This is a genomic window from Roseivirga sp. BDSF3-8 (assembly GCF_041449215.1).
Taxonomy (GTDB): domain Bacteria; phylum Bacteroidota; class Bacteroidia; order Cytophagales; family Cyclobacteriaceae; genus JBGNFV01.
In genome coordinates, this window is the sequence record NZ_JBGNFV010000001.1 from 3,489,784 (window position 1) to 3,510,830 (window position 21,047).

22 protein-coding genes are annotated in these 21,047 nt (G+C 47.7%); 11 read left to right on the top strand and 11 right to left on the bottom strand.

Annotated elements, in window-relative coordinates:
• The first annotated feature begins 72 nt into the window (after positions 1–72).
• Together AB9P05_RS14810 and AB9P05_RS14815 are read left to right on the top strand one after the other, a co-directional pair.
• A complete protein-coding gene (locus tag AB9P05_RS14810; RefSeq protein ID WP_371909609.1) occupies positions 73–1,131 on the top strand; it encodes a GNAT family N-acetyltransferase in 1,059 nt (352 codons plus the stop codon).
• Entirely contained in the window at positions 1,124–2,734 is a 1,611-nt protein-coding gene (locus AB9P05_RS14815) for an FAD-binding oxidoreductase (protein WP_371909610.1), read from the top strand. The genes AB9P05_RS14810 and AB9P05_RS14815 overlap by 8 nt, the downstream gene beginning before the upstream one ends.
• Here AB9P05_RS14815 and AB9P05_RS14820 read toward each other — a convergent pair.
• Positions 2,731–3,645, bottom strand: coding sequence for a glutaminase (locus AB9P05_RS14820; RefSeq protein ID WP_371909611.1), 915 nt, complete (start codon positions 3,643–3,645; stop codon positions 2,731–2,733). The two genes, AB9P05_RS14815 and AB9P05_RS14820, sit on opposite strands and share 4 nt — an antisense overlap.
• 162 nt (positions 3,646–3,807) lie before the next feature.
• On the opposite strand from AB9P05_RS14820, the gene AB9P05_RS14825 reads away from it, so the two are divergent.
• Both AB9P05_RS14825 and ispE read left to right on the top strand, forming a co-directional pair.
• Positions 3,808–4,620, top strand: a complete 813-nt coding sequence (locus AB9P05_RS14825) for an enoyl-ACP reductase (RefSeq protein ID WP_371909612.1) — start codon at positions 3,808–3,810, stop codon at positions 4,618–4,620.
• Between the two features lie 109 nt (positions 4,621–4,729).
• Positions 4,730–5,548, top strand: coding sequence for a 4-(cytidine 5'-diphospho)-2-C-methyl-D-erythritol kinase (ispE, locus tag AB9P05_RS14830; RefSeq protein ID WP_371909613.1), 819 nt, complete (start codon positions 4,730–4,732; stop codon positions 5,546–5,548).
• A 1-nt stretch (position 5,549) separates the two neighbouring features.
• Here the strand turns inward: ispE and AB9P05_RS14835 are convergent, their stop codons facing one another.
• Both AB9P05_RS14835 and AB9P05_RS14840 read right to left on the bottom strand, forming a co-directional pair.
• Complete coding sequence (locus tag AB9P05_RS14835) at positions 5,550–7,571, bottom strand: helix-hairpin-helix domain-containing protein (RefSeq protein WP_371909614.1); 2,022 nt, start codon at positions 7,569–7,571, stop codon at positions 5,550–5,552.
• On the bottom strand, positions 7,568–8,383 hold the full coding sequence (locus tag AB9P05_RS14840) for a hypothetical protein (RefSeq protein WP_371909615.1): 816 nt from the start codon (positions 8,381–8,383) through the stop codon (positions 7,568–7,570). Before AB9P05_RS14840 ends, AB9P05_RS14835 begins: the two co-directional genes overlap by 4 nt.
• Before the next feature lie 122 nt (positions 8,384–8,505).
• Between AB9P05_RS14840 and AB9P05_RS14845 the strand changes: the two genes are divergently transcribed.
• From AB9P05_RS14845 to hisF, 6 genes are all read left to right on the top strand, one after another.
• Positions 8,506–9,258 carry a toxin-antitoxin system YwqK family antitoxin gene (locus tag AB9P05_RS14845; RefSeq protein ID WP_371909616.1) on the top strand — a complete coding sequence of 251 codons (753 nt, stop codon included), beginning with the start codon at positions 8,506–8,508 and terminating at the stop codon, positions 9,256–9,258.
• Positions 9,259–9,326: 68 nt separating this feature from the next.
• The gene (locus AB9P05_RS14850) at positions 9,327–11,255 is read left to right on the top strand and encodes a rhomboid family intramembrane serine protease (RefSeq protein ID WP_371909617.1); all 1,929 of its coding nucleotides are present in this window, start codon (positions 9,327–9,329) and stop codon (positions 11,253–11,255) included.
• A gap of 453 nt (positions 11,256–11,708) precedes the next feature.
• The gene (locus AB9P05_RS14855) at positions 11,709–12,449 is read left to right on the top strand and encodes a phenylalanine 4-monooxygenase (protein ID WP_371909618.1); all 741 of its coding nucleotides are present in this window, start codon (positions 11,709–11,711) and stop codon (positions 12,447–12,449) included.
• 110 nt (positions 12,450–12,559) lie between these two features.
• Entirely contained in the window at positions 12,560–13,141 is a 582-nt protein-coding gene (gene hisH, locus AB9P05_RS14860) for an imidazole glycerol phosphate synthase subunit HisH (protein ID WP_371909619.1), read from the top strand.
• A gap of 5 nt (positions 13,142–13,146) precedes the next feature.
• Positions 13,147–13,872, top strand: a complete 726-nt coding sequence (gene hisA, locus AB9P05_RS14865; protein WP_371909620.1) for a 1-(5-phosphoribosyl)-5-[(5-phosphoribosylamino)methylideneamino]imidazole-4-carboxamide isomerase — start codon at positions 13,147–13,149, stop codon at positions 13,870–13,872.
• A gap of 2 nt (positions 13,873–13,874) precedes the next feature.
• Positions 13,875–14,633 (top strand): imidazole glycerol phosphate synthase subunit HisF, encoded by a 759-nt coding sequence (hisF, locus tag AB9P05_RS14870; RefSeq protein WP_371909621.1) that lies wholly within the window; start codon positions 13,875–13,877, stop codon positions 14,631–14,633.
• A 46-nt stretch (positions 14,634–14,679) separates the two neighbouring features.
• Here hisF and AB9P05_RS14875 read toward each other — a convergent pair whose 3' ends face one another.
• From AB9P05_RS14875 to AB9P05_RS14895, 5 genes are all read right to left on the bottom strand, one after another.
• Entirely contained in the window at positions 14,680–15,168 is a 489-nt protein-coding gene (locus tag AB9P05_RS14875; protein ID WP_371909622.1) for a cytochrome c, read from the bottom strand.
• Positions 15,165–15,845, bottom strand: a complete 681-nt coding sequence (locus AB9P05_RS14880) for an SCO family protein (RefSeq protein WP_371909623.1) — start codon at positions 15,843–15,845, stop codon at positions 15,165–15,167. The genes AB9P05_RS14875 and AB9P05_RS14880 overlap by 4 nt, the downstream gene beginning before the upstream one ends.
• Positions 15,846–15,901: 56 nt before the next feature.
• On the bottom strand, positions 15,902–16,450 hold the full coding sequence (locus tag AB9P05_RS14885; protein ID WP_371909624.1) for a CopD family protein: 549 nt from the start codon (positions 16,448–16,450) through the stop codon (positions 15,902–15,904).
• A gap of 194 nt (positions 16,451–16,644) precedes the next feature.
• On the bottom strand, positions 16,645–17,145 hold the full coding sequence (locus tag AB9P05_RS14890) for a nucleoside-triphosphatase (RefSeq protein WP_371909625.1): 501 nt from the start codon (positions 17,143–17,145) through the stop codon (positions 16,645–16,647).
• Complete coding sequence (locus AB9P05_RS14895) at positions 17,142–17,978, bottom strand: MOSC domain-containing protein (protein WP_371909626.1); 837 nt, start codon at positions 17,976–17,978, stop codon at positions 17,142–17,144. Before AB9P05_RS14895 ends, AB9P05_RS14890 begins: the two co-directional genes overlap by 4 nt.
• Positions 17,979–18,078: 100 nt before the next feature.
• Here AB9P05_RS14895 and AB9P05_RS14900 point away from each other — a divergent pair, with 100 nt between their 5' ends.
• A complete protein-coding gene (locus tag AB9P05_RS14900) occupies positions 18,079–18,783 on the top strand; it encodes a Crp/Fnr family transcriptional regulator (protein WP_371909627.1) in 705 nt (234 codons plus the stop codon).
• Here AB9P05_RS14900 and AB9P05_RS14905 read toward each other — a convergent pair.
• Genes AB9P05_RS14905 through AB9P05_RS14915 form a run of 3 tightly spaced genes read right to left on the bottom strand, consistent with a single transcriptional unit; the run spans position 18,780 to position 20,699 of the window.
• Positions 18,780–19,664 carry a hypothetical protein gene (locus tag AB9P05_RS14905; protein ID WP_371909628.1) on the bottom strand — a complete coding sequence of 295 codons (885 nt, stop codon included), beginning with the start codon at positions 19,662–19,664 and terminating at the stop codon, positions 18,780–18,782. The genes AB9P05_RS14900 and AB9P05_RS14905 overlap by 4 nt on opposite strands.
• Positions 19,661–20,296 (bottom strand): TIGR04282 family arsenosugar biosynthesis glycosyltransferase, encoded by a 636-nt coding sequence (locus AB9P05_RS14910; RefSeq protein WP_371909629.1) that lies wholly within the window; start codon positions 20,294–20,296, stop codon positions 19,661–19,663. The genes AB9P05_RS14905 and AB9P05_RS14910 overlap by 4 nt, the downstream gene beginning before the upstream one ends.
• Positions 20,289–20,699, bottom strand: coding sequence for a rhodanese-like domain-containing protein (locus tag AB9P05_RS14915; protein WP_371909630.1), 411 nt, complete (start codon positions 20,697–20,699; stop codon positions 20,289–20,291). The genes AB9P05_RS14910 and AB9P05_RS14915 overlap by 8 nt, the downstream gene beginning before the upstream one ends.
• Positions 20,700–21,047 lie beyond the last annotated feature (348 nt).

Sequence of the window (21,047 nt, forward strand, 5' to 3'; positions counted from 1 at the left end):
GGTCTGCGTTTGGCTTTTATTTTCCGGACATAAGGTATGTCAGGTGTTGTCAGAACTGAAAAATGACTATTCGTGAGACTAAAACCTTACATGTTGCTGGTGTTGCCAGAGCATGAGATTAAAACCACGCTTTTTTCGCATCTTAATGAGGAATTTGGTAAGAAATATTTTGTAATGGCATTTTGCCGGCCGGAGAAGGCCCTTGCATTTCTGCATAGCCGGAAGCATATTAGCAGGTTAGACCTGCTGATTACGTTAGCAGAAGAGCCATATGGTGCTGAGCTTACCAGACAGGTAAAAAATATATTTCCAAAATCACACTTTTTATTCGTTGACGAGAGGGATGACATCGAGCCTCTGATGCCATCTTTATGTGCAAATGCAAACGGCTTCTTAATAGCTCCTAACCATGAAACAGACAGCTACCTCGTTCCTTTGGTTAATGAATTGCTGACTAAGGCTTCTGTAGATGAGCATCATGGATGGCATAAGCTGTTGCCAGGATTTGAGGAAAAATTCCATAAGTCACTTCAAGTCATACGCGCTACTACTCAGGAGGAACTAACGGCTTGCTTCAGACTGCGGTATGAAGTATGGCACAAGGAGTTCGGTACATTACCTGCTAATCACTTTCATTACGATTACGATGCATATGACCCTCTTTCTGTCCACATTTTAGCCGTAGTGGATGGAGTGCCCGCCGGCACGGTCCGTATGATCCCCTGTAGCCTAGGTAGTCCTGTAAAACTACCTTGCGAAGACCTGTTTTCACTAGACCCTTATCGCGATCGAAACATCGGTGAAATCAGTCGCCTGGTGTTAAAGCGCGAGCACCGTAACGGGATTACTGGGCGGCTCATGATAAAAGCGTTGCTGGCCTGCGCAGCCTCTGAAGGGTTCTATGATTTTTATGGTAGTGCTAACCCACGCTATCTGACTTATTATCAGAAAATGGGTATGAAAGTGCTGGAGGAGCGTGTAATGGATTATGATAACTTCGGCGGGCTGCCGGCTATTCCTATGACATTACGACTCAGAGAGCTATCTGTTCCTGAAATGCGCTCTTGGGGTATGCCTGCCAAAGAAATAAACTTGCAAGCAGAGGAGAAGAAAGCTTATGTATTTGCTTGATACTGTTTTTGATGTCGCCGACCGGTTCAAGGAACTGATTGGTGAAGAGTATGTGGTGCTGGAAGAGCGTGAGGTAGCAGATTACCAAAAGAATGTGACAGCTATAGATAAGTCTATAGCCGGAGTGGTAAAGCCTGGTGACAGGGCAGAGGTCCAGACAATAGTTAAGACAGCTGCAGAATATGGGGTGCCGCTATACCCCCTGAGCAAAGGACTCAACTGGGGGCTGGGGAGTCGTTTGCCGGTGGCAGATGGCTGCTTTATCCTGGATATGGGCAGATTAAACCGAATAGTGGAGATAGATGCGGAGCAACAATATGCAGTTTTGGAGCCGGGAGTTACCCAGGCGCAGCTATATAACTACCTGCAGGAGCATGATCTGTCTCTCACATTTAATGTGACAGGTTCGGGTGTGGAGGCCAGTATCATAGGTAATGCCCTCGACAGGGGAGTGGGTTACCGCTCCGTGAGGACTGAGGATGTGTTGGGCCTGGAAGTGGTGACGGGCAATGGAGAGGTACTTCGCACAGGCTTTGGTCATTATGGAGAGGCCTCTACAGCTTACTTATATCCTTATGGTATTGGGCCGGATATGCAGGGGCTATTTACACAATCCGGGTTAGGGGTAGTGACTTCTGCAGCCATCAGGCTTTTTCCTAAAAAGGAGAAGCAGACTGCGGTACTGTGCACGCTTCTTGATGAGACAAAACTGGAAGACTTCCTTGATAATATTGCCACCCTTAGAAAGCAGGAAGTGCTTACCAGTGTGGTGCATGTGGGTAATCGTGAGCGTACCAAAGTGACGGTGATGCCGCTTCTGGAGCGCGTCCTGGCCAAAAAGGCGCAAATTCCACAGGAAGATTTAAGAAATGAGGCGGAATTGCTTTTCGAAAGTGAAATGAGGTCTGCCTGGACGGCTCTGGCCACACTGGATGGAACCAAAGCCCATGTAAAAGCTGCTGTAAAGTCCATAAAAGAAAAGATGCGTGGCTATGGCCGGGTGACGGTGTTGGATGAGCGTGCAATTGAAAAGCAGAAGAAATGGCTCAGCAGGCTATCCTTTCTTTCTGCGGCAAGAAAGAAAAGGTATTTACTGCAAGCCCTGGAGCCTTTGCTGGGTCTGCCCTTGGGTATACCATCCAATGTGGCTATACAGGGGGTGTACTGGGCCATAGGAGCGCCTCAGCCAGGTGTGGGCATGCAGCCGGATGATAGCCGGGCCGGCCTGAAGTTTATCCTGCCTACTGCTCCGCTCACAGGGGCTCATGGTAAGGCTGTGGCTGAACTTACGGCAGAAGTTTTTGGAGCATTTGGCTTTACCCCCTACATCACGCTTAATACCATTACGAGCCGATCATTCGGCTGTGTGATCAATTTGTCATTTGACCGAAGCAGGAGGGAGGAGGCGGATCGCGCAAAGGGATGTGCTGATGCGCTTCTGGACAGACTGATGGAGCGAGGATATTACCCTTACCGGGTCAACGTTGGACAGATGGATAAGGTGGTGAATGAACAGGACCCATACTGGCAGACGCTGAAGGATATAAAAAAGGTGCTTGACCCTGCGGGCGTAATTGCTCCGGGTAAGTACAGCCTGAATTAGAAAATAGAAAAGCCTGTTTTGGTGGTGAGTAGCTCTAACGCTTTCATTCCCATTACAGAGTTACCTTTGGTGTTCAGCCTGGGGCTCCACACACCTACGGTAAACTCTCCGGGACAGACGGCAATGATACCCCCGCCAACGCCGCTTTTCCCGGGGAGGCCTACCTTAAAGGTAAATTCTCCTGCCTCATCATAAAAGCCACAGGTTTGCATGAGTGCATTGATACGCTTTGCCTGGCTGCCGGTGAGTATTCTGTCTTTAGAATGCTGAAGAAATCCTCCGTTTGCCAGGGGCATAAACGTATAGGCAAGTTGCTGACAGGACATCTCAATAGAGCATTGGTGGTAATAAAAATCCAGCACTTCCTGCTCGTCATTCTCGATATTGCCATACGATTTGATCAGGTTAATAGTAGCCCTGTTACGGTAACCATGGGCTTTTTCAGACGCTACCACGTCTTGGTTGTACTGAATTGTTTCATTATTGGCCAGGCGGCGCATAAACCGGAGGAAATCCTGCTTTGGATTATCCAGCAGGCTATAAAGAATATCCGCCACCACCAGAGCCCCTGCATTGATCAGTGGGTTCCGTGGGATGCCGTTCTCATTTTCTATTTGTACCAATGAGTTAAAAGGGTCACCGGAAGGTTCCACGCCTACCCGGTCCCACACGCGGTCACCTATCATGCGAAAAGCCATGGCTACCGCAGGGACCTTAACTATACTTTGGATAGAGAAGCGTTTATCAAAGTCTCCTACGCCATACTCGTTTCCATGAATTGGGTCCAGGTATAGTCCGAATACATCCGGGTCTACCTTAGCCAGTTCAGGAATGTAGGTGGCGTTGGCGCCAATGCCTTTTGAGGGCTGCAGCTCTTCTTCTATTTCTTTCAGTATTTTGTTGTAATCCATAGTCGATCCATTGCGTGATGGCGATTAGCGGGCCGAAGGTAAGTAAGCCAGTAGTAAGAACCATAGATTTTTGCGGTTGTTGGCCTGGCGGATAGCAGATCATATATTTTTTCATATAAAGGCCTTTTTCGTATTTTCGCCCCAACCAAAACTGACAGTCCAATGGCTCATAATGTATTAAAAGGAAAGAAGGGCATTATTTTCGGTGCGCTTGACGAGCGTAGTATTGCCTGGAAAACGGCTGAGAAAGCTCATGAAGAAGGGGCGGAGTTTATTCTTACGAACGCCCCTGTAGCAATGCGAATGGGAGAGATCAATAAGCTGGCCGAAAAAACAGGCAGTGAGATCATTCCTGCTGATGCTACTTCCATGGAAGACCTGGAAAACCTTTTTGACAAAGCACTCGAAAAGTACGGCAAGCTGGACTTTGTGCTGCATAGCATAGGCATGAGCCCTAATGTACGTAAGGGCCGTACCTACGGAAACCTGAACTACGACTGGTTTTTGAAAACGCTGGATGTATCGGCTATGTCCTTCCACAGAGTACTTCAAACGGCAGAAAAGAAGGAAGCTATGAACGAATGGGGTAGTATTATGGCCCTTTCATACATTGCTGCGCAGCGTACTTTTCCTGATTATTCCGACATGGCCCAGGCTAAAGCGATGCTGGAAAGCATTGCGCGCAGCTACGGCTACCGCATGGCAAAGGCCAATAAGGTTCGTGTAAATACCATAAGCCAGTCACCTACAATGACTACTGCCGGTACAGGCGTGGGTGGCTTTGATGTATTTTTCGACTATGCAGATAAGATGTCACCGCTGGGCAATGCTCCGGCAGAAGCATGTGCGGATTATATCGTGATGATGTTCAGTGATTTTACCCGCTACGTAACTATGCAAAACCTGATGCACGACGGCGGTTTTTCTGCCAGTGGTATCACCGAAGAGCTTGTCGACGTGCTTAGCAATAAATAAAGGGTGGGTCGATCCAGCGGAGAGAAATGCCGGAACTTCTTTCAGATGTTCCGGCATTTTTGTTGAGTTGAATCCTTCTTTTCTATTTTTGTACCGGAGTATATAACGCATGATCATTTTCCCTAATGCCAAGGTAAACCTGGGCCTGAATATTATTAAGCGCAGAAAGGACGGATTTCACGAGATTGAAACCTGTTTTCTTCCGGTTCCCTGGCGGGAGGCTCTCGAAATAGTACCAGCCCCTCCGGGTAAAAAGACGTCCCTCACCATCACCGGCCTCGAGGTTCCGGGGCAGGAAGGCCAAAATCTGATTATGAGGGCATTTAAAGCCTTGCACAAGGATTTTCAACTACCCGCTTCACAGATATACCTGCACAAGGCACTACCCATGGGGGCCGGCTTAGGCGGTGGTTCTGCCGACGCAGCCTTTGCGCTTAGCTGCCTGAACGAGTTGTATGATCTTTACCTCTCAGATGACATCATAGAGTTGTATGCCCAGGATCTTGGTAGCGATTGCCCTTTCTTTCTTTACAACCGTCCGATGATGGCCAGGGGAAGGGGAGAGGTACTTTCTCCTATTGATCTGGATTTGAGTAGCTGGTATATGGTAATCGTTCACCCCGGTATCCATATTGGTACCAGGGAGGCTTACTCCGGTGTTGCGCCTGGAGAACCCGAGGGCGATCTGGAAGCCATGCTACAGACTCCTGTTGCTTCATGGAAGGATAAAGTAGTTAACCAGTTCGAAACCAGTGTTTTTCCCAAATACCCTGAGATAGAGGCTATTCGTGATAAAATGTATGAGCATGGCGCTGTATATAGTAGCATGACGGGTAGTGGGTCTGCCGTATACGGCCTTTTTTCTGAGCAGACAGATATCCGGGCACAGTTTTCAGACAGCTATACGGTCTGGCAGGGACAGTTATAACCTACCACCATCTGTAGGTAAGTTGTAACCTGATGTCCGTCGTTTTATCATCTTCAATACTATTGAGACCGGAACTTATCATTTCCCTGTCTCGATACCGGAACCGGCCCATTCTGGCCCAAAGGCTTAGCTGCCGGGTAGCCTTGTACCTAATCATGAAGAAGGTACGCATACCCCGGCCATAGTACATAGGAATGCTGAAAGCACCCCACACATCTTTTTCGTACAGGTAGAGACGGTTATCAAAGGTATCCGTATCAAATAGTGCTACCCTTCCGGACAGAGACCATTTACCCCGGTTAGCACTGAGGTCTTGCGATACCCCGAATCCATATGAATTTTCAGGTAACGTCCGGTTCCAGTATATTCTTGATTGCCAGGTAATTAAACTATTACGAGGTGCGTAAGACAGGCGCAGGGCTACCTGCTGCTTCCGGAAGTCTACCGGGATATATTCTATCGATTCAGTATCTGCGTTATTGCGTGGCTTGGTTTTATCTCTGAAACTTAGGCTGTACTGCAGGTGTCGGCTCTCCCGGCTAATCAACAGGGCATATTCGTGCCCCCGGGAAGGGGTATAACTTCTATAGCGAATATCAGGAAACACAAAATGGTCTGCCCCGATAAGTACGGATATCCGGCGAGCCGGTGAGAAACGAAAGGCTGTATAAATGCCGGACTCATTGCTGAGCGTACTGCTTTCGCCAAAGCTGCGTCCGTAGAAGCTCTGAAAATCGTTCGTATAGTGCCTGGCGACTACTGCAAGGTCTTCTGTTTTGGAAAAAGAAAAGAGCGCTCCGGATAAGGCTGCAAATCCCGCCGGATAGCCCTTTGCCACTTCCCCGAAATAGTATAGCTTTTTATGATGCCCCATGTACCAAATGCTTGAGTGTGCCCAGCGGTCTCCGGTAAATGGGGTTGGGTCATATACCTTTTCCTTTGGTCGAAGTTCGTGACCAAGTATAGTACCTGCTAGCGTAACGCCTATACGAAAAGGGTAATCTACCGGATTGTATTGTACAGACATGCCCCCGGTATAGATGGGTAGCGTGCCACGACGGTCTATTTCATTTGATGTCCGGTGATAGCCAGGTACGGTAAATGATGAAACATACACTCCGGTACTGTCCCGGATGACCATTGCATCAAAAGAACGGGCCGAAGCAAATGAGGTCATTTGCCAGGTTTTGTTTCCTATACTAATTCCTGCTCCTCTGAAATACAGTCCCTCACGTCCACTGGTATGGGGCATAAGCGTCTCTGCGGCAGGCCGTATCCTTCCCTGGTCGGCCGGCCATTTTCCCCCAGGGAACCCACCACCGAAAACAAGGCCTGCCCCCGAGTTATACCGGAAGTCGCCTAATACCAGTTTTTGTATGTTATCCCTGTTTTCTATCATAAAGTGAGCAGAGACCTGATCCACACCAGGGTGCGCAGGTGTAGCGTTCATACCATACGGTTCACCGGCATCCTGTTCTATCGCCAGTCCAATACTAAAGTCCTGCGGCTGTCGTAGTAGTAATCTGGCATAAACCGAGGGGCCATTACCCAGATACCCATCCTCTTCAGTGTACCCTATTGCCCGTTCCTGGCGCCAGCTTGTTCTCATAAGAAAGCGCTTCTCCACACTTTTCAATCGTTGCTTAAATGGCCTCGGGTCATATAGCAGATGGGTTTTTCTCACCATCAGGAAGGGTAGAAGGGGCTTAATGGCAGCCAGATCAATTTCTTCTATCACTTGAAGCTCCTCAAGTGATAAAAATGGCCCAAATACCTCCCGGTGATAAATGATGGCCCTGGCCTGGCTTTCACTAAGTCCGGGTATAGTCAGCAGGTCATCCAATCCGGCACGGTTAATATCCACCTGCATCCCGGACCAGTTTTCTGCCAGTTCTGTTTCAAAAATGGCTTCTTCCTCAACCGGGCTGGCATCCAGTGATTGGAAATAGGTATCCATGGGGCTTTCCTGTGCTGCCGCAGCTAAGGAAAGCAACATTATTAGCAGCATGAACAGTACCCTCATGGCTTACCAATTGCGTAATCCAAGGCAATCTGGTGACTGAAACCGGGAAGCCCGGCCCACATACCGGCATAGTGAAAAGAGAAGCTGTGCTTGTGAAAAGCCAGTCCTGCGCTCATTCTGTGCCCCTCAGTCCGAACACCTATCATGGTGCTCACATATTCGTTGAGTACATAATTCAAACCTGCTTTAATTACAGCAGACCTGTCAATGTCTTTCTCTACCTCAGCCAGGAGACTCAGTGACCCTGCCAGCCTGTAGGTGATACCCATGCTCATCAACGTGGGGAAATACTCTGCCTCGCTAATCCGGGCCTGGCCGGGGTTCAATATCCATGCGCCCACCGAAAGCTTTTCGGATAGGTCAGCAATACCTCCTGCCTCAAAGACAGGAATGGTCCGACTTCCGGTAGCTTCAGTACGATACGTGAAAGCATGCAGGCGTACCCCCAGCGAAGCAATCCCTAATTTATGACCTGTTGCTATTGAAATTCGATCTATACCAAATACGTCATCGCCGAAATGCGATGCACCTATCTCCAGGTTTGCCTGACGGAAATCGATTAATGCCGTAGCACCCATGGTAGTAAATGCGGCCTCACCAAACCGGGTAATGGCCGTAAACCGGGCGGTAGTCTCATCAGCCTCTGAAAGCCCCGCAGGATTAGCCATGATGGCATCCGTTCCTGTGAGTGTGGTGGTATGGGCCGTGGCCGAAGTAACAGGGCCACGGTCCAGGGCGGGGTTTTGGCCCAGGGCAAGGGAGGGCAGGCTAAGCATGGTGAGCAATAGCCAGACATAGCGATAGTTGTGCATGGTCAAATGCAATAATTGAATAGGTGGTTAAAATCAGGCAGTAAAAATACATTTTGATAATAATTTTTATTATTAATCTGAGAATTATTTCTTACGGCTTTAATCTCCGGTAAATTAGATACATGAAAACCTGTGTGGCATTGCAAAAAATCTCTCACCTTACTGCCCTTGTATGCCTGACCTTTTTGCTTAGTTGGCTGACTTATTATCCTCTCTGTGCTCAGTCACTGGACGTACGGCTTTACTACCCGGACAGCAGCCTGAGAGCAGAAGGAAGCCTTCTGGACAGCCTTAAAGAAGGATTGTGGGTGTATTATTATCCGGATGGCACACCCAGCGCCCGTTTACATTACCGGGATGATTCTCTGCACGGTATACAGCAGTACTATGGCTTTTCAGGTGACCTCATCGCTGAGGAAATGTACAGGCTGGAGATGTTAGAAGGTAAGGCGGTCTACTACTACCCTGGCGGGAATAAGGAAAAGGAGGGAAGCTATGAGCAGGATGCCTATTCGGGAATGTGGCGGTTTTATTATGAGGACGAAACGCTGAAACGAGAGGGAAGCTATGTGAATGGCTTGCCTGAAGGTGAGTGGACTTTTTACAACGAAACGGGCAAAGTAGTGCAGAGGGGCTACTATGCCGGAGGGGTAGAGGCCGGTGAGTGGACTTTTTACTACCCTGATGGGCAACTGGCCGAGAAGGGACAGTATAAAGCAGGCAAACGCGAGGGCGAATGGCAGTATTACGATAAAAAAGGCCGGCTGTATATGACTGGAACCTTCAGAGCAGGCGAACCCATAGCTCCCTGGTATGACGTAAACAGAAGAGGCAAGCGAAAGGAAACTTCCCCTCCAAAAATGCAGGAGAACTAGTTTTTTTACTACATCTGCCTTTTGCGACTTCCCTGATTCCGTAAATTGCCAATCAGGTTCTATTATACATGAAAAACTCCCGGTTTACCCCGCTTACCATTCTGCTGGTTGGGACCAATCTGATCGTTTCTATTTTTCTGGTGCGTCAATTTGGGGATATTGACCCGATCCCTGTGTTAGGCTCGGGTGCCTTATTTGCTCCTTATACCCTGGGTGATCAACCCTTTTCTCTGCTGAGTCATATGTTTCTACATGATGGAGTATTTCATCTGTTTTTTAATATGATAAGCCTTTATACAATAGGTCAGTTTATAGAGCGTCGGCAGGGAGGTTTAGTTCTGGCTCTGGTCTATTTCATTAGTGGTTTTACGGCTGCTATCATATTTTTATATACAAGCCCCATGACCATGGGCCTCGGCGCCAGCGGAGCCATTTTTGGACTGTTTGGGTTTCACCAGACCAGTCGCATCAATAGTGCTGCGCAAGGATTCCTTATAGGTGAAGTTGCCATTACGATAGGTGTATTAGTCGTGTCACTAATATTTTCCATCTTTTTGCCAGTAGGGATATTTGCCCATGCCGGGGGATTCATTACCGGGGTTTTCCTCTATTATCTCGCCAGAAAGAGACCCGCAGGGGCAGGTTTCTTCCATCGCACAGGTGATATTGGGTTCAGCACGAGTATTTTCCTTGCCACCATTGTGATTCCTATACTACTATATACCGGTTTGTCCCGTTTCCCCGTCCATTACCTTCATTTTTTCAGGTACATGAGTGAGGTGGATAATAAGATTATTGCTACGGTAAACGCCCAATACACCTCTGCAGAGGAGATGTATGAAGCAATAAGAAACGTAGCCCCCATGCCCGCCAGGGTACTGGATAGTTTGAGCGCCACAAGACCAAAACCCGGTTATATTCATTCCGATACAGCTATTTTATATCGCTATTGGTCTCTCCGCAAAAGGATGCTGGATTACGCAGTGATGGAGATCGAGCAAAAGACCTATCGCTATCGTGACAGTGTTTGGATTACATCAGATAGTATGCGCAGGGTCCCTGCCCTGGAGTACTTTCCTGACCCTTTGGCCACGCTCTCCAAAGATGAACAGCCGGAAGAGCCAGCAGATTCTGCCGGATCACTAACGCCTGTGGAAGTCTATTATGATGCTGATTGGCGTCCGATATCAGACGATCACATGGCTGTTGCTTATTATTTCCGCAGAGGCACCAAAGACAGTCTGGGGCGCTGGCAGGGCTATGTGGCTGACTATTATATCTCCGGAGCCATTCAAATGAAAGGGACTTATAAGGATAATAAACGTCACGGAGTTTTTCTTACCTATTCCGAAGATAGCACCTACCTCGAAGCCGGACAGTATGCGAATGATGATATAGTAGGCTGGTGGGAGGATTTTCATCCCAATGGTCAACTGGCTTATTTGTATGAGTTCGGGCCCCAAAGTGCTATCATTACCAGGGGGTATAATCTACAGGGGGAAGAAGTAGTGAAAGAAGGGGCAGGTATGGATATACGCTATCATGAGAATGGTAATGTGCAATCAAAGACTCCAATTGTTGAAGGAAAGCAAAATGGGCAGGCCAATGGCTTCTTCCCTGATGGAAGGCCGCACTATCGTGAAGTTTATGAGGATGGTGAGTTAATCCGCGGAGTAGCTATTGACGATGAGGGTATGAGACATACCTATGATGCCGGTCAATGGCTGGCTATGCCGGAGGGTGGTCTCCTGGCTTACGATGAGTATCTGGAGGAGAATAACCAGATGAAGACTGATACCACCGATGGACCGGCCATCATACGCTTTGATGTGAATAAATACGGGGAGTTAAGTAACTTCCGCGTGATTAAGTCTGCCGGTTTGCCATTAGATATGGAGGCTATTCGCCTTATTCGTCAGGGTCCTGCCTGGTCCCCGGCCCTAAAGCACGGCTACCAGCCCCAAATGTCGGAAGAGGAAGTTCCCGTGTACTTTTAAGTGTGCTGTAGTTCAGTCGGATACCGGTGATTTTGTCATTCAGCCACTTCTTCGCTGTCAATTAGGAATTTAGGTACAGCTTCATTACCCGCGCATAAAAAATTCTTAATGCATTGAAATATGCGAGATGCTTGTTTCTTCATTCAGAGGCAGTTTTTAATTGTAAACCATCTTAGTTAAAAAAAGAGAATGGCGGTATAAGCAGTGCTAGCAGGTCATGGCTTGCGTTATCAATAGTTAAAAAAATGTTTTGATCGTAAATATCCCTTTCGTACTTTGCTGTCACGATGAATATCTGCACCACATATTATTGCTACTATTATCACAGCCGGACTTCTCTTCGGATGAATGGTAGTAGTATGTGCAGTTAGCCGAGAACTAATTTATTAAACATACAAAGCCCGATTCCGAAAGGATTCGGGCTTTTTTTATGCCCCAAATGCAAAGAGAGTCATGAGACAACAGTACGAAAATTACACTGCCGAAGATTTTGAGGTTTGGAAGATCCTTTTCGATAGACAGATAGTGAACCTGCCCAAGGCAGCCACTTCAGAATTTATGGCTGGCCTGGATAAAATCCACTTTACAGCGGATCGTATCCCTAACTTCGAACATACAAATAAGATTCTGAAGGAGATGACCGGCTGGGAAGTGTATGCAGTGCCAGGAATCGTGGAGGACGAGCTGTTCTTTAACCTGATGGCAGACCGTAAATTCCCTGCTACTACCTGGTTGCGTAAAATGGAGCAGCTAGAGTACCTGCAGGAGCCCGATATGTTTCATGATGTTTTCGGTCATATCCCCTTACTGACTAACCAGCCCTTTGTAGACTTCCTGCAGTCTCTAAGTAAACTGGGGCAGAAATATGTTGGTAATGACTGGGCGATCCAGCTTTTGAGCCGAATCTACTGGTTCACTGTAGAGTTTGGCCTCATCCGTGAAAACGGCGAACTGCGGATTTACGGTGCCGGTATCCTTAGCTCCGGTGGCGAGACCAAATACAGTCTGTCCAGCGAGCCGGAACATCTGACTTACAACGTGGAGCAGATCCTGCGTACCCCTTACAGAAAAGATGTTTTCCAGGAAAAATACTTTATCATTGACTCATACGAGGAATTATACCAGAGCATGCCTGAAATAGAGCGCCTTCTGGAAGAAATGGTCAATGAAGTGCCAGCCGAAGTAGCCAGGTAATCTGCTGAGCGGATTTAACCCAATTTTCTATCCTTGCTTTCGGTTGAAATTTTCTAATTTCGTGACGTCCGTCGCTGCTTATGCAGACGGGCGTCACTTTTTTTTGGAATATGAACGTCGCAATACTTAAATATAATGCGGGCAATGTGCAGTCTGTGATCTATGCCTTGCAAAGGCTGGGAGTGGATCCGGTACTGACAGATGACCGCGAAACCCTGCTTAAAGCAGATAAGGTGATTTTTCCCGGCCAGGGAGAAGCCAGCAATGCCATGCGCTACCTGCGGGAACGTGAACTGGATAAGTTGCTGCTGGAAATGACCCAGCCTGTTCTTGGCATATGCATAGGCCAGCAGCTTATGTGCCGTCATAGTGAAGAAGGTAACACCGATTGCCTTGGCATATTCGATCTGGCGGTTAAGAAATTCCCTCCCAGGGAAAAGGTACCGCATATGGGCTGGAACCGCCTGGATAATCTTAAAGGCCCCCTTTTTGAGAGGTTGCCCGAAGACCCTTTTGTGTACTACGTGCACAGCTACTACTGCGAGACAGGCCCTGATACGGTGGCAGAAAGCAATTACATACTCCCCTTTAGTGCCGCCCTGCAAAAAGATAATTACTATGCAATACAGGCCCACCCCGAAAAAAGCGGTAAAGACGGGGCCATTATGCTCGAAAACTTCTTATCCCTTTGACAAATATGGAGATCATACCTGCTATAGATATTATTGACGGTAAGTGTGTGCGCCTTACCCAGGGTGATTATGACCAGAAGAAGGTTTACAATGAAGACCCGCTGGAAGTAGCCCAGGAATTTGAGGATGCCGGCCTTCGCCGGCTGCATCTGGTAGATCTGGATGGAGCTAAAGCAAGGCATATAGTCAACCATAAAGTACTGGAAAAGCTAGCCACTAAAACCGGCCTCCACATTGACTTTGGTGGGGGAGTAAAAACCGATGAAGACCTCAGGATCGCTTTTGAAAGTGGTGCAAAGCAGGTGACCGGCGGCAGTATTGCCGTAAAAGATCCGGCCGTATTCAAGGGGTGGCTGCAAAGTCATGGGCCCGAAAAAATTATACTTGGTGCGGATGTAAAAGGCCGTAATATTGCCGTGAGCGGCTGGCAGGAAGAGACCACGCTCGACCTCTTCGATTTTCTGGCTGATTACCGGGAGGCGGGAGCCTGCTATACTATCTGTACAGACGTAAGTAAGGACGGTTTGCTGCAAGGGCCTGCCACCGATCTTTATAAAGAAATGCTTGAACGCGAGCCAGAATATAAACTGATAGCCAGTGGCGGGGTAAGTGGCTCACAGGATCTGGATGCACTGGAAGATGTAGGCGTGTTCGGAGTGATCATAGGCAAGGCCATTTATGAAGGGCGTATAAGCCTTAAGGAGTTAGAGCAAAGAATTATCAAATCATAACCATGCTTACAAAGCGTATTATTCCCTGCCTGGATGTAAAAGATGGCCGTACCGTTAAAGGTGTAAACTTTGTGAGCCTGCGCGATGCCGGCGACCCTGTGGAGCTCGGAAAGCTCTATGCAGAGAACATGGCCGATGAGTTGGTATTTCTGGACATCACGGCTACGGTAGAAAAGCGTAAGACCCTCGTTGACCTGGTTCGCCGTGTCGCTGCCAATGTCAATATACCCTTTACCGTCGGTGGAGGAATCTCCTCTGTAGAGGATGTTTCTGCTATGCTAAGTGCCGGTGCAGACAAAGTATCAGTAAACTCAGCCGCTGTTCGCAAACCGGAACTTATAGATGAGCTTGCCAGAGAGTTTGGCAGCCAGTGCATTGTAGTTGCCATAGATTCCCGCTATGTAGATGATAAACATGTGGTGCACACCCATGGCGGGCGCACGCCTACTGAAAAGGAAACTATAGCTTGGGCCAAAGAAGTGGAACAACGCGGGGCAGGGGAGATCCTCCTCACCAGTATGGACCATGATGGTACCAAAGCTGGTTTTGCGAATGAACTTACGGCGGCAATCTCCGGCATGCTAACTATTCCCGTTATCGCCTCGGGTGGAGCCGGTACCATGGAGCACTTCAGCGATGTATTCACCGCCGGTAAGGCAGATGCGGCCCTGGCGGCAAGCATTTTTCACTTTCGTGAAATAGACATCATGGACCTGAAAAGGCATCTGGCCGGTCAGGAAATACCTATGAGGCTGCACTAGTCAGCGCGTAGGTAGAATTTCACCTAGTCGTACTTATTGCGCTAAATTACTCGCTGCAGTTTTGCAGCACGGACGTCACCTCTTTTACAGGGTATAACCTTTGCTGGTCGGGAGTGCCCCATTCCGTATACAGGTAGGTCATTATTTCAGCTATTTCCAGGTCTGTAAGGAGATCGTGCGCCGGCATTGCCTGGCTGTATGTTTTCCCATTCACTGTTATTTCTCCCGATAGGCCATTTTTTATCAGACAAATAGTGCGCCCAGGGCTCTCTTGCAGGTAATCAGAGTCTTTCAGCGGAGGGTATAATTGAGCAAAGCCACTTCCGTCTTCCTGGTGACACTGGGCACACTCCGTATTATAGAGTGTCTTGCCCTGGATCTTATACTGGCGCATACGAATGGTCGTTCGCCGTTGCTCTGCCGGGTCTTCAGCTCCATTCAGGTTTTCCACCTGGCCAGATTCCCTATTGTCGCCGCAGGAAGTCATTATTAAGACAGCTATGGCGATCAGAAAGAATAGTACTGATTTTATCATGAGTTACTGTCTTTCCGGGCAGGTCGATATTCTTTCAGCAGAAGCGCCATATCGTCTATCAGCTTATCTACCTCCTCCGGTACCGTACCATCATAATAGCCCCGGACGCGTCCTTCTTTATCTACCAGCGTAAAGGCTCCGCTGTGCAAAAAACCGTCCCGGGCTGTCGGATCCTCCTTTGCTGTTACACGGAAGCTGCCCTGGCCTATCTCATAAATTTTTTCCTTTTCGCCCGTCAGAAAGTGCCACGTGTCAGAAGACACTCCCAGAGCTTCCGCGTAGTTGTTCAGCAGGTTTACCGTGTCATATTCAGGGTCTATGCTAAAGCTTAGCAAGGCTACTTCTTCGTTACCCTTATAGCGGTCATATACCCGTACCATCTGCTGCTTCATTTTAGGGCAGATAGTGGTACAGCTGGTAAAAAAGAAGTCTGCCACATAGATCTTCCCGTCTACCGTAGCATTAGTCACCACCATGCTATCCTGGTTTACAAAAGCGAAATCGTCTATGGTATCATATACCGTATCCCTCACTACCTGTCCCTCTACCTCCCGCTGTTCTACACTCATCGGACTATAGATAGGTAAGGCGGCATCCCCTTGATCCATCTTTCCTTTACCGCACCCTGTCATCGTCGCAGTAGTGGCGGTTAGTAGCAGCAAAAATGTCGTTCTCATAAAGGCTTCTTCGATTCTGTTTATCAGTAAAAGGACGTATGGCACCGTAGGAAAGTTCACCCTTTTCCCTCACGTGATCGCTTGTATAATTTAATGGCTGCCATCAGCACAGCCGTAAACACTAGTAGTCCGATAATACCCCAAAGCATACTCAATGAGCTTTGCAGCTTCACGAGAAATACAATGGAAATAAGAAATATGGTAGCCACCTCGTTCCAACCCCGTAATTTTTGTGCAGACATAGCCGGACGGTCCTGCATAAGCCGGTTAAAAAGGTAGTGGCAGGCAAAGTGGTAAGCATAAAGCAGAAAGACCAGACTGAATTTTACCCATAGCCAGGCGGGTATAGTAATGCCGTAAGTGAGGTACTTAGTGTACACAATGCTAAGGCCGAATACCAGGGTTAGTATAGCTGATGGCCAGGTGATGCCATACCACAGTCTTTTGCTCATGAGCTTATATTGTGGCAGCAATACCTTGCGCGCCTCCTCCGGCTTATCATATGCCTCAGTCTGGTACACAAACAGCCGGACTATATAAAACAAGCCGGCAAACCAGGTAACGATAAAGATGATGTGGAGAGCCAGAAGGTAACGAAAATCCATACGCGGCAATTTGAGGCAAAAATAAGGAGCAAGGGCTAAAATACCAGTCTTTGCCACAGGTCATAAGTAATTATCTAAAAGATGTTGCAACAGTTACTTTGAGATAAAAAAGGATTGACCTATATTTTGCCCGTAAAACAGCAATATCACGCTTACAGCCTGAATAAGATATTTAATTGCTGAAATGAAGAGGACTACTGAAAAGCCCGTTTTAAAGAACGGGCTTTTTCTTTAAATTTTTCTATGGAAGCCACATCCACCCCATCAGCGCCTTCAAAATAGGCTTTTTTGACTTCTTCGGTAAGTCCTTCCCTCACCACCAAAATCAGGGACGGGACTTTATCTGATCCGGTTATTTTCATTAATACCTTGTGCAGACCCTCTCCGCGTAGCTCCAGCGGTCCCACTTCATCAATGATGATGGGGTAGTTTCCAGCCCGCAGGTCAAAGAGCAGTGTCGCCACGGCCTGGTCGAACGCCGCTTGTGAAAAGGCATAGCGGCCTACGTTCACTGTTCCCTTTTCCTCCGGCCCTGCCTCCATAGGCCATGCCAGGCCGCTGCTGATTGATACAAATGCCCGTTTTCCGTCCTCCACCGGGCTTAGTATCCCGCCAGCCTCATTGTCCTGTAGCCACTCAAGCAGGAGCGTCGTTTTGCCTGCCCCCTTCGGACCGGTGAGCATAAGTACTTTCATAGCTCTGCCTCCTTGTACTCACTGACTGTGATCGTGTCCCCCACCTTCAGTTCCCCGTCCCCCCGGTGTAGCAGGTTTTGACCAAAGAGTATCTTGTTGTCTTTGCGGCGATAGGTAGCCAGCGTCGTAAGCGGCTCAGGGCCTTTTTCAGCCGTTTTTTGGTTTACCGTAGTCAGCACACATCGTGCACAGGGCTTGGCGGCATGAAACAAAATGCCGTTGATCTTGAAATGTTTCCACCTGTCTTCCGCAAATGGTTCCGTACCGCCAAACACAATATTCGGCCTGAAGCGGTCCATAGGTAATGCCTCTTCCATCCGGCTATTGAGGTCATCCAGAGAGGCCTGACCTATGATCAGGTAGGGGTACCCATCGGCAAAACTAACCTGCTCACCACTTTTTGCGTAGGCAGTTTCCACAAGTCGGTTAGAGGAATCCGGCATATACACGAGGCTACAGCGCAGGCCTAGCACCTGAGTAAACCACTCATCAGCCTCCTTGCCTACTCTCCGGGCCTGGACTTCGTCATCCCATACCTGTACTTTCACCGGCACCAATTCGTTAGTTTCTGGAAGGTAGGGGATCTTAAAAGGCGCCAGCTCTCCGGAGTCAAGGTATGCCTCAAAGCCTTCCTCCGTCTGCCTCAGCTTGATCAAAGCCATCCGAGGTGTTTTTCTCTGTGACATAAACAGCCCTGAGCGGTCTACCAGCATCCATCGCCGGTCATACGCCAGGCCACGGGGCGTGACCTCGCTCTTTTTTAGACGTATGCCCCCAAGCGATTTTACAGGATAAATGTAAAGGTCAGTGATAAATGGAGTTGAGTTGTCCATAAAGTAGATAGTTGCCGGTCCAATTAAACTAAAATGTACCGGATATCGTAAAATGGGTATGGTTTTAAATGCATCTTTTCCAAAATAATCTCCTTATACTATGAGTGCCCAAAGCAAGCTTTGGTATTTTGAAAGTGTGGACATGTATGAGCTGCTTTGTCCTCACCGGGTAGCTGGCCTGGCCGAGCGCCACACGTTCACTCATTACAGAAAGGGAGACTACGTTTATTTTTCTGATCAGCCTAGCCGGTATATTTACCTTATAGCGAAAGGGAGAGTGAAAATAGGCGGCCATACCCCGGCCGGTAAAGAACTTACCAAGGCTATCCTGGGCAAGGGGGAAATATTTGGGGAAATGGCGCTGGCGGGCGAAGAGAGCCGGTCCGATTATGCCCTCGCGATGGACGAGGACACAGCGGTGTGTCCAATGACCATAGAGGACATGCACGAGCTGATGGCTGAGCATAAGCCACTGAATATGAAGATTTTCAAGCTAATTGGCTTCAGGCTTAAAAAGCTGGAGAGACGAATCGAAAACCTGATATTTAAAGATGCCCGTACCCGTATCGTGGAGTTTCTGCTGGATCTTGCCGAAGAAAAGGGGCAAAAAGCTGGCTTTGAGGTAGTGGTACGAAATCATTACACCCACAAAGACATCGCTTCCCTTACCGGTACTTCCCGGCAAACGGTAACGACAACAATGAATGACTTAAGAGATAAAAATCTAATAACGTTCGACCGAAGAAGGATTTTGTACCGCGATCTAGAAAAGCTCAGGCACCTGGCAGGGCATGTTCATGCCTAGTGCTCCCAGTACGCCTGTCGGTCTATAGATTTCAGTAATAAGTTGCGGCCGTCCCACGTGGTTTTCTTGATAAGTATATTGGGGTAAATGTCCTCAAACCAATACACCAGCGTTTCACTTCTGCCCATCTCCACTTCCACCCGCCAGATACCTGCCTCCTGTATGTAGCGTGCCGCACCATTGATATCCCCCTCTTTTGACCGTGTGATTCTGATAGTGGCTTTTTTTACCTTGGGTTCACCAGCCTTATTACTTACCTGTGAGGGTACTATTTGCTTCTCGAACGTCATACCGTCTTTGAAATCCAGAGCTCTGAGCGTGTAACTGAGCTGGTCTTCAAACCATACATTACCAGGTAGCAGTAGATTGCCATTTCCCTGGCCATCCCAGTAGCTACTGTAATTATATACGTAGGAGCTTTTTTCCTTCCTGAATTCTTTATACGTATTGCCACACCATTCCTGCGAGCTATGGGTCATTTTGTGCAGGTTGCCGGGCATTTTTCTCTTAGTGAAAATACTTGTGAGAAAGTGATAGGGGTATTTGTCAGTCTCAATCCTCGCAAACTTATTTACCTTCATCACTTCAAACAGATCCTCTCTCTCATAGCTCTCCGTTTTGGTATTATATTTTGCATTAAATGTCTCTTTTACCAGGATATATACATAGTCAAACTCACGCTTCTTGTTATAAATGGGCCTCTCTGCTGCATAGATAGCCACCTCAGCCTTACCGTCGTCCCAAAGACTCGAGTCAGCCCAGTTTTTATCTGTTACTGAGAGCGACTCTTCCTGCACGACTGCCAGCGGATTGCCCATATCATCTGAGCAACCACTCATCAACCATAATCCAGCCAGTAGTATTATCAAATATCTTATCATGTCCGCTCACTATTTTTCCCGGCTGCTGCATTCAGCACCCAGGCCAGGGCACTACTTTTCAAGTCTTCTTCCGTGTCTATATCATTCATAGTCTGCAATAACCCCACAGTTCTGCCTGTAGTTCTCAGGTCTTCCAGCGTATCCTGCAGTACACTTTCTGTACTCCATTCCTTATTTTGAAAAAGCCACTCATGCAGGCTTTTCATCGCCAGCAGGTAATACCCTCCGTCCTCACTAGGGCCCAGCACCACATCATATTTATCCAGCATTTCATAGGCTTTGCGGATCGTGGAGCTGTCCAGCTCCGGACAGTCACTGCCAATAATGGCTACTTTTTCATACCCCTGATCGAACTGGTCCGTAAAAGCTGCCTTCATTCGGGTGCCCAGGTCACCCGGTGACTGCAGCGCTTGTTTGCAGCCTTCTGCAGACCATTCATCCTCTGGCAATACCTCGTGGGTGTAATACACTGTTACATCTGCACCCGTCTCCCTTGTGGCCTCGCGCGTACGATCAAGCAGTATACGGTACACCTTTTGTGCTGCCGGATGCCCTGCCGTTGCGGCAAGTCTGGTTTTAACATTATTGTTTACGATATTTTTAATAAAAACGATAAGTGCCTTATTACTCATATACTACCACCCCCTGGTTTATCCATGAGCCCCACAAAGGGCTGTATCCATGTATCGTATCCGTGGGCGCCCCATGGCTGTTCATCAGTTTTTTGCCGGCATTGACCCAATGAAAGATTCCGCCTTCAAGATTATATACCTCACTATATCCTGAGTCAAGCAACCGTTCACCCGCCAGCCCGCTTCGATATCCGATACTACAGTAAACCACAACGGGTACAGAGTCATCCGGGTTATGAGGAGGAATGGTATCTCCATCACCAATCCATACCGCTCCTGGTAAGCGACTGATTTCAAATTCCTCCCTGGTTCGCGTATCAAAAATTTTCAATGAGGCGTCGGAGTCATACAAAGAGTCTAGTTTATCCCCCTTCATAAGAGGAACCGTTTCGCTGGCCATCATATGCGTCATAATGGCATATGGCTCCGGGTCCGAACAGGCACTCAATAAGGTGATTAGTAAATATATCCAGTATAAAACTAAACCTGGGAGCTTTATATGGGTTAGGTTATTGGAAAAGTTCAAATTCAATATGTATTAATAAAAGTCAAAAACCTTGTTTTTATACTGTAGTTATAGTTGGAATACGTGGACAAAATCAATATTTTAGGTATTAGCCTGCAATTAAGGACTTTAAATTAAGTGCTGGGAAAGGAAAAATTTTCTAATAAATTAATTCTTTAAATAAAGGCTATTAAGGTCGTCATTATCAGTATGCTAAATGTAAATACAATAAGTTTAATGCACTAT

Coding starts and splice junctions, on each gene's coding strand:
- AB9P05_RS14820 (WP_371909611.1), bottom strand. CDS start 3,645: ATGGATTACAACAAAATACTGAAAGAAATAGAAGAAGAGCTGCAGCCC.
- AB9P05_RS14825 (WP_371909612.1), top strand. CDS start 3,808: ATGGCTCATAATGTATTAAAAGGAAAGAAGGGCATTATTTTCGGTGCG.
- ispE (WP_371909613.1), top strand. CDS start 4,730: ATGATCATTTTCCCTAATGCCAAGGTAAACCTGGGCCTGAATATTATT.
- AB9P05_RS14835 (WP_371909614.1), bottom strand. CDS start 7,571: ATGAGGGTACTGTTCATGCTGCTAATAATGTTGCTTTCCTTAGCTGCG.
- AB9P05_RS14840 (WP_371909615.1), bottom strand. CDS start 8,383: ATGCACAACTATCGCTATGTCTGGCTATTGCTCACCATGCTTAGCCTG.
- AB9P05_RS14845 (WP_371909616.1), top strand. CDS start 8,506: ATGAAAACCTGTGTGGCATTGCAAAAAATCTCTCACCTTACTGCCCTT.
- AB9P05_RS14850 (WP_371909617.1), top strand. CDS start 9,327: ATGAAAAACTCCCGGTTTACCCCGCTTACCATTCTGCTGGTTGGGACC.
- AB9P05_RS14855 (WP_371909618.1), top strand. CDS start 11,709: ATGAGACAACAGTACGAAAATTACACTGCCGAAGATTTTGAGGTTTGG.
- hisH (WP_371909619.1), top strand. CDS start 12,560: ATGAACGTCGCAATACTTAAATATAATGCGGGCAATGTGCAGTCTGTG.
- hisA (WP_371909620.1), top strand. CDS start 13,147: ATGGAGATCATACCTGCTATAGATATTATTGACGGTAAGTGTGTGCGC.
- hisF (WP_371909621.1), top strand. CDS start 13,875: ATGCTTACAAAGCGTATTATTCCCTGCCTGGATGTAAAAGATGGCCGT.
- AB9P05_RS14875 (WP_371909622.1), bottom strand. CDS start 15,168: ATGATAAAATCAGTACTATTCTTTCTGATCGCCATAGCTGTCTTAATA.
- AB9P05_RS14880 (WP_371909623.1), bottom strand. CDS start 15,845: ATGAGAACGACATTTTTGCTGCTACTAACCGCCACTACTGCGACGATG.
- AB9P05_RS14885 (WP_371909624.1), bottom strand. CDS start 16,450: ATGGATTTTCGTTACCTTCTGGCTCTCCACATCATCTTTATCGTTACC.
- AB9P05_RS14890 (WP_371909625.1), bottom strand. CDS start 17,145: ATGAAAGTACTTATGCTCACCGGTCCGAAGGGGGCAGGCAAAACGACG.
- AB9P05_RS14895 (WP_371909626.1), bottom strand. CDS start 17,978: ATGGACAACTCAACTCCATTTATCACTGACCTTTACATTTATCCTGTA.
- AB9P05_RS14900 (WP_371909627.1), top strand. CDS start 18,079: ATGAGTGCCCAAAGCAAGCTTTGGTATTTTGAAAGTGTGGACATGTAT.
- AB9P05_RS14905 (WP_371909628.1), bottom strand. CDS start 19,664: ATGATAAGATATTTGATAATACTACTGGCTGGATTATGGTTGATGAGT.
- AB9P05_RS14910 (WP_371909629.1), bottom strand. CDS start 20,296: ATGAGTAATAAGGCACTTATCGTTTTTATTAAAAATATCGTAAACAAT.
- AB9P05_RS14915 (WP_371909630.1), bottom strand. CDS start 20,699: ATGATGGCCAGCGAAACGGTTCCTCTTATGAAGGGGGATAAACTAGAC.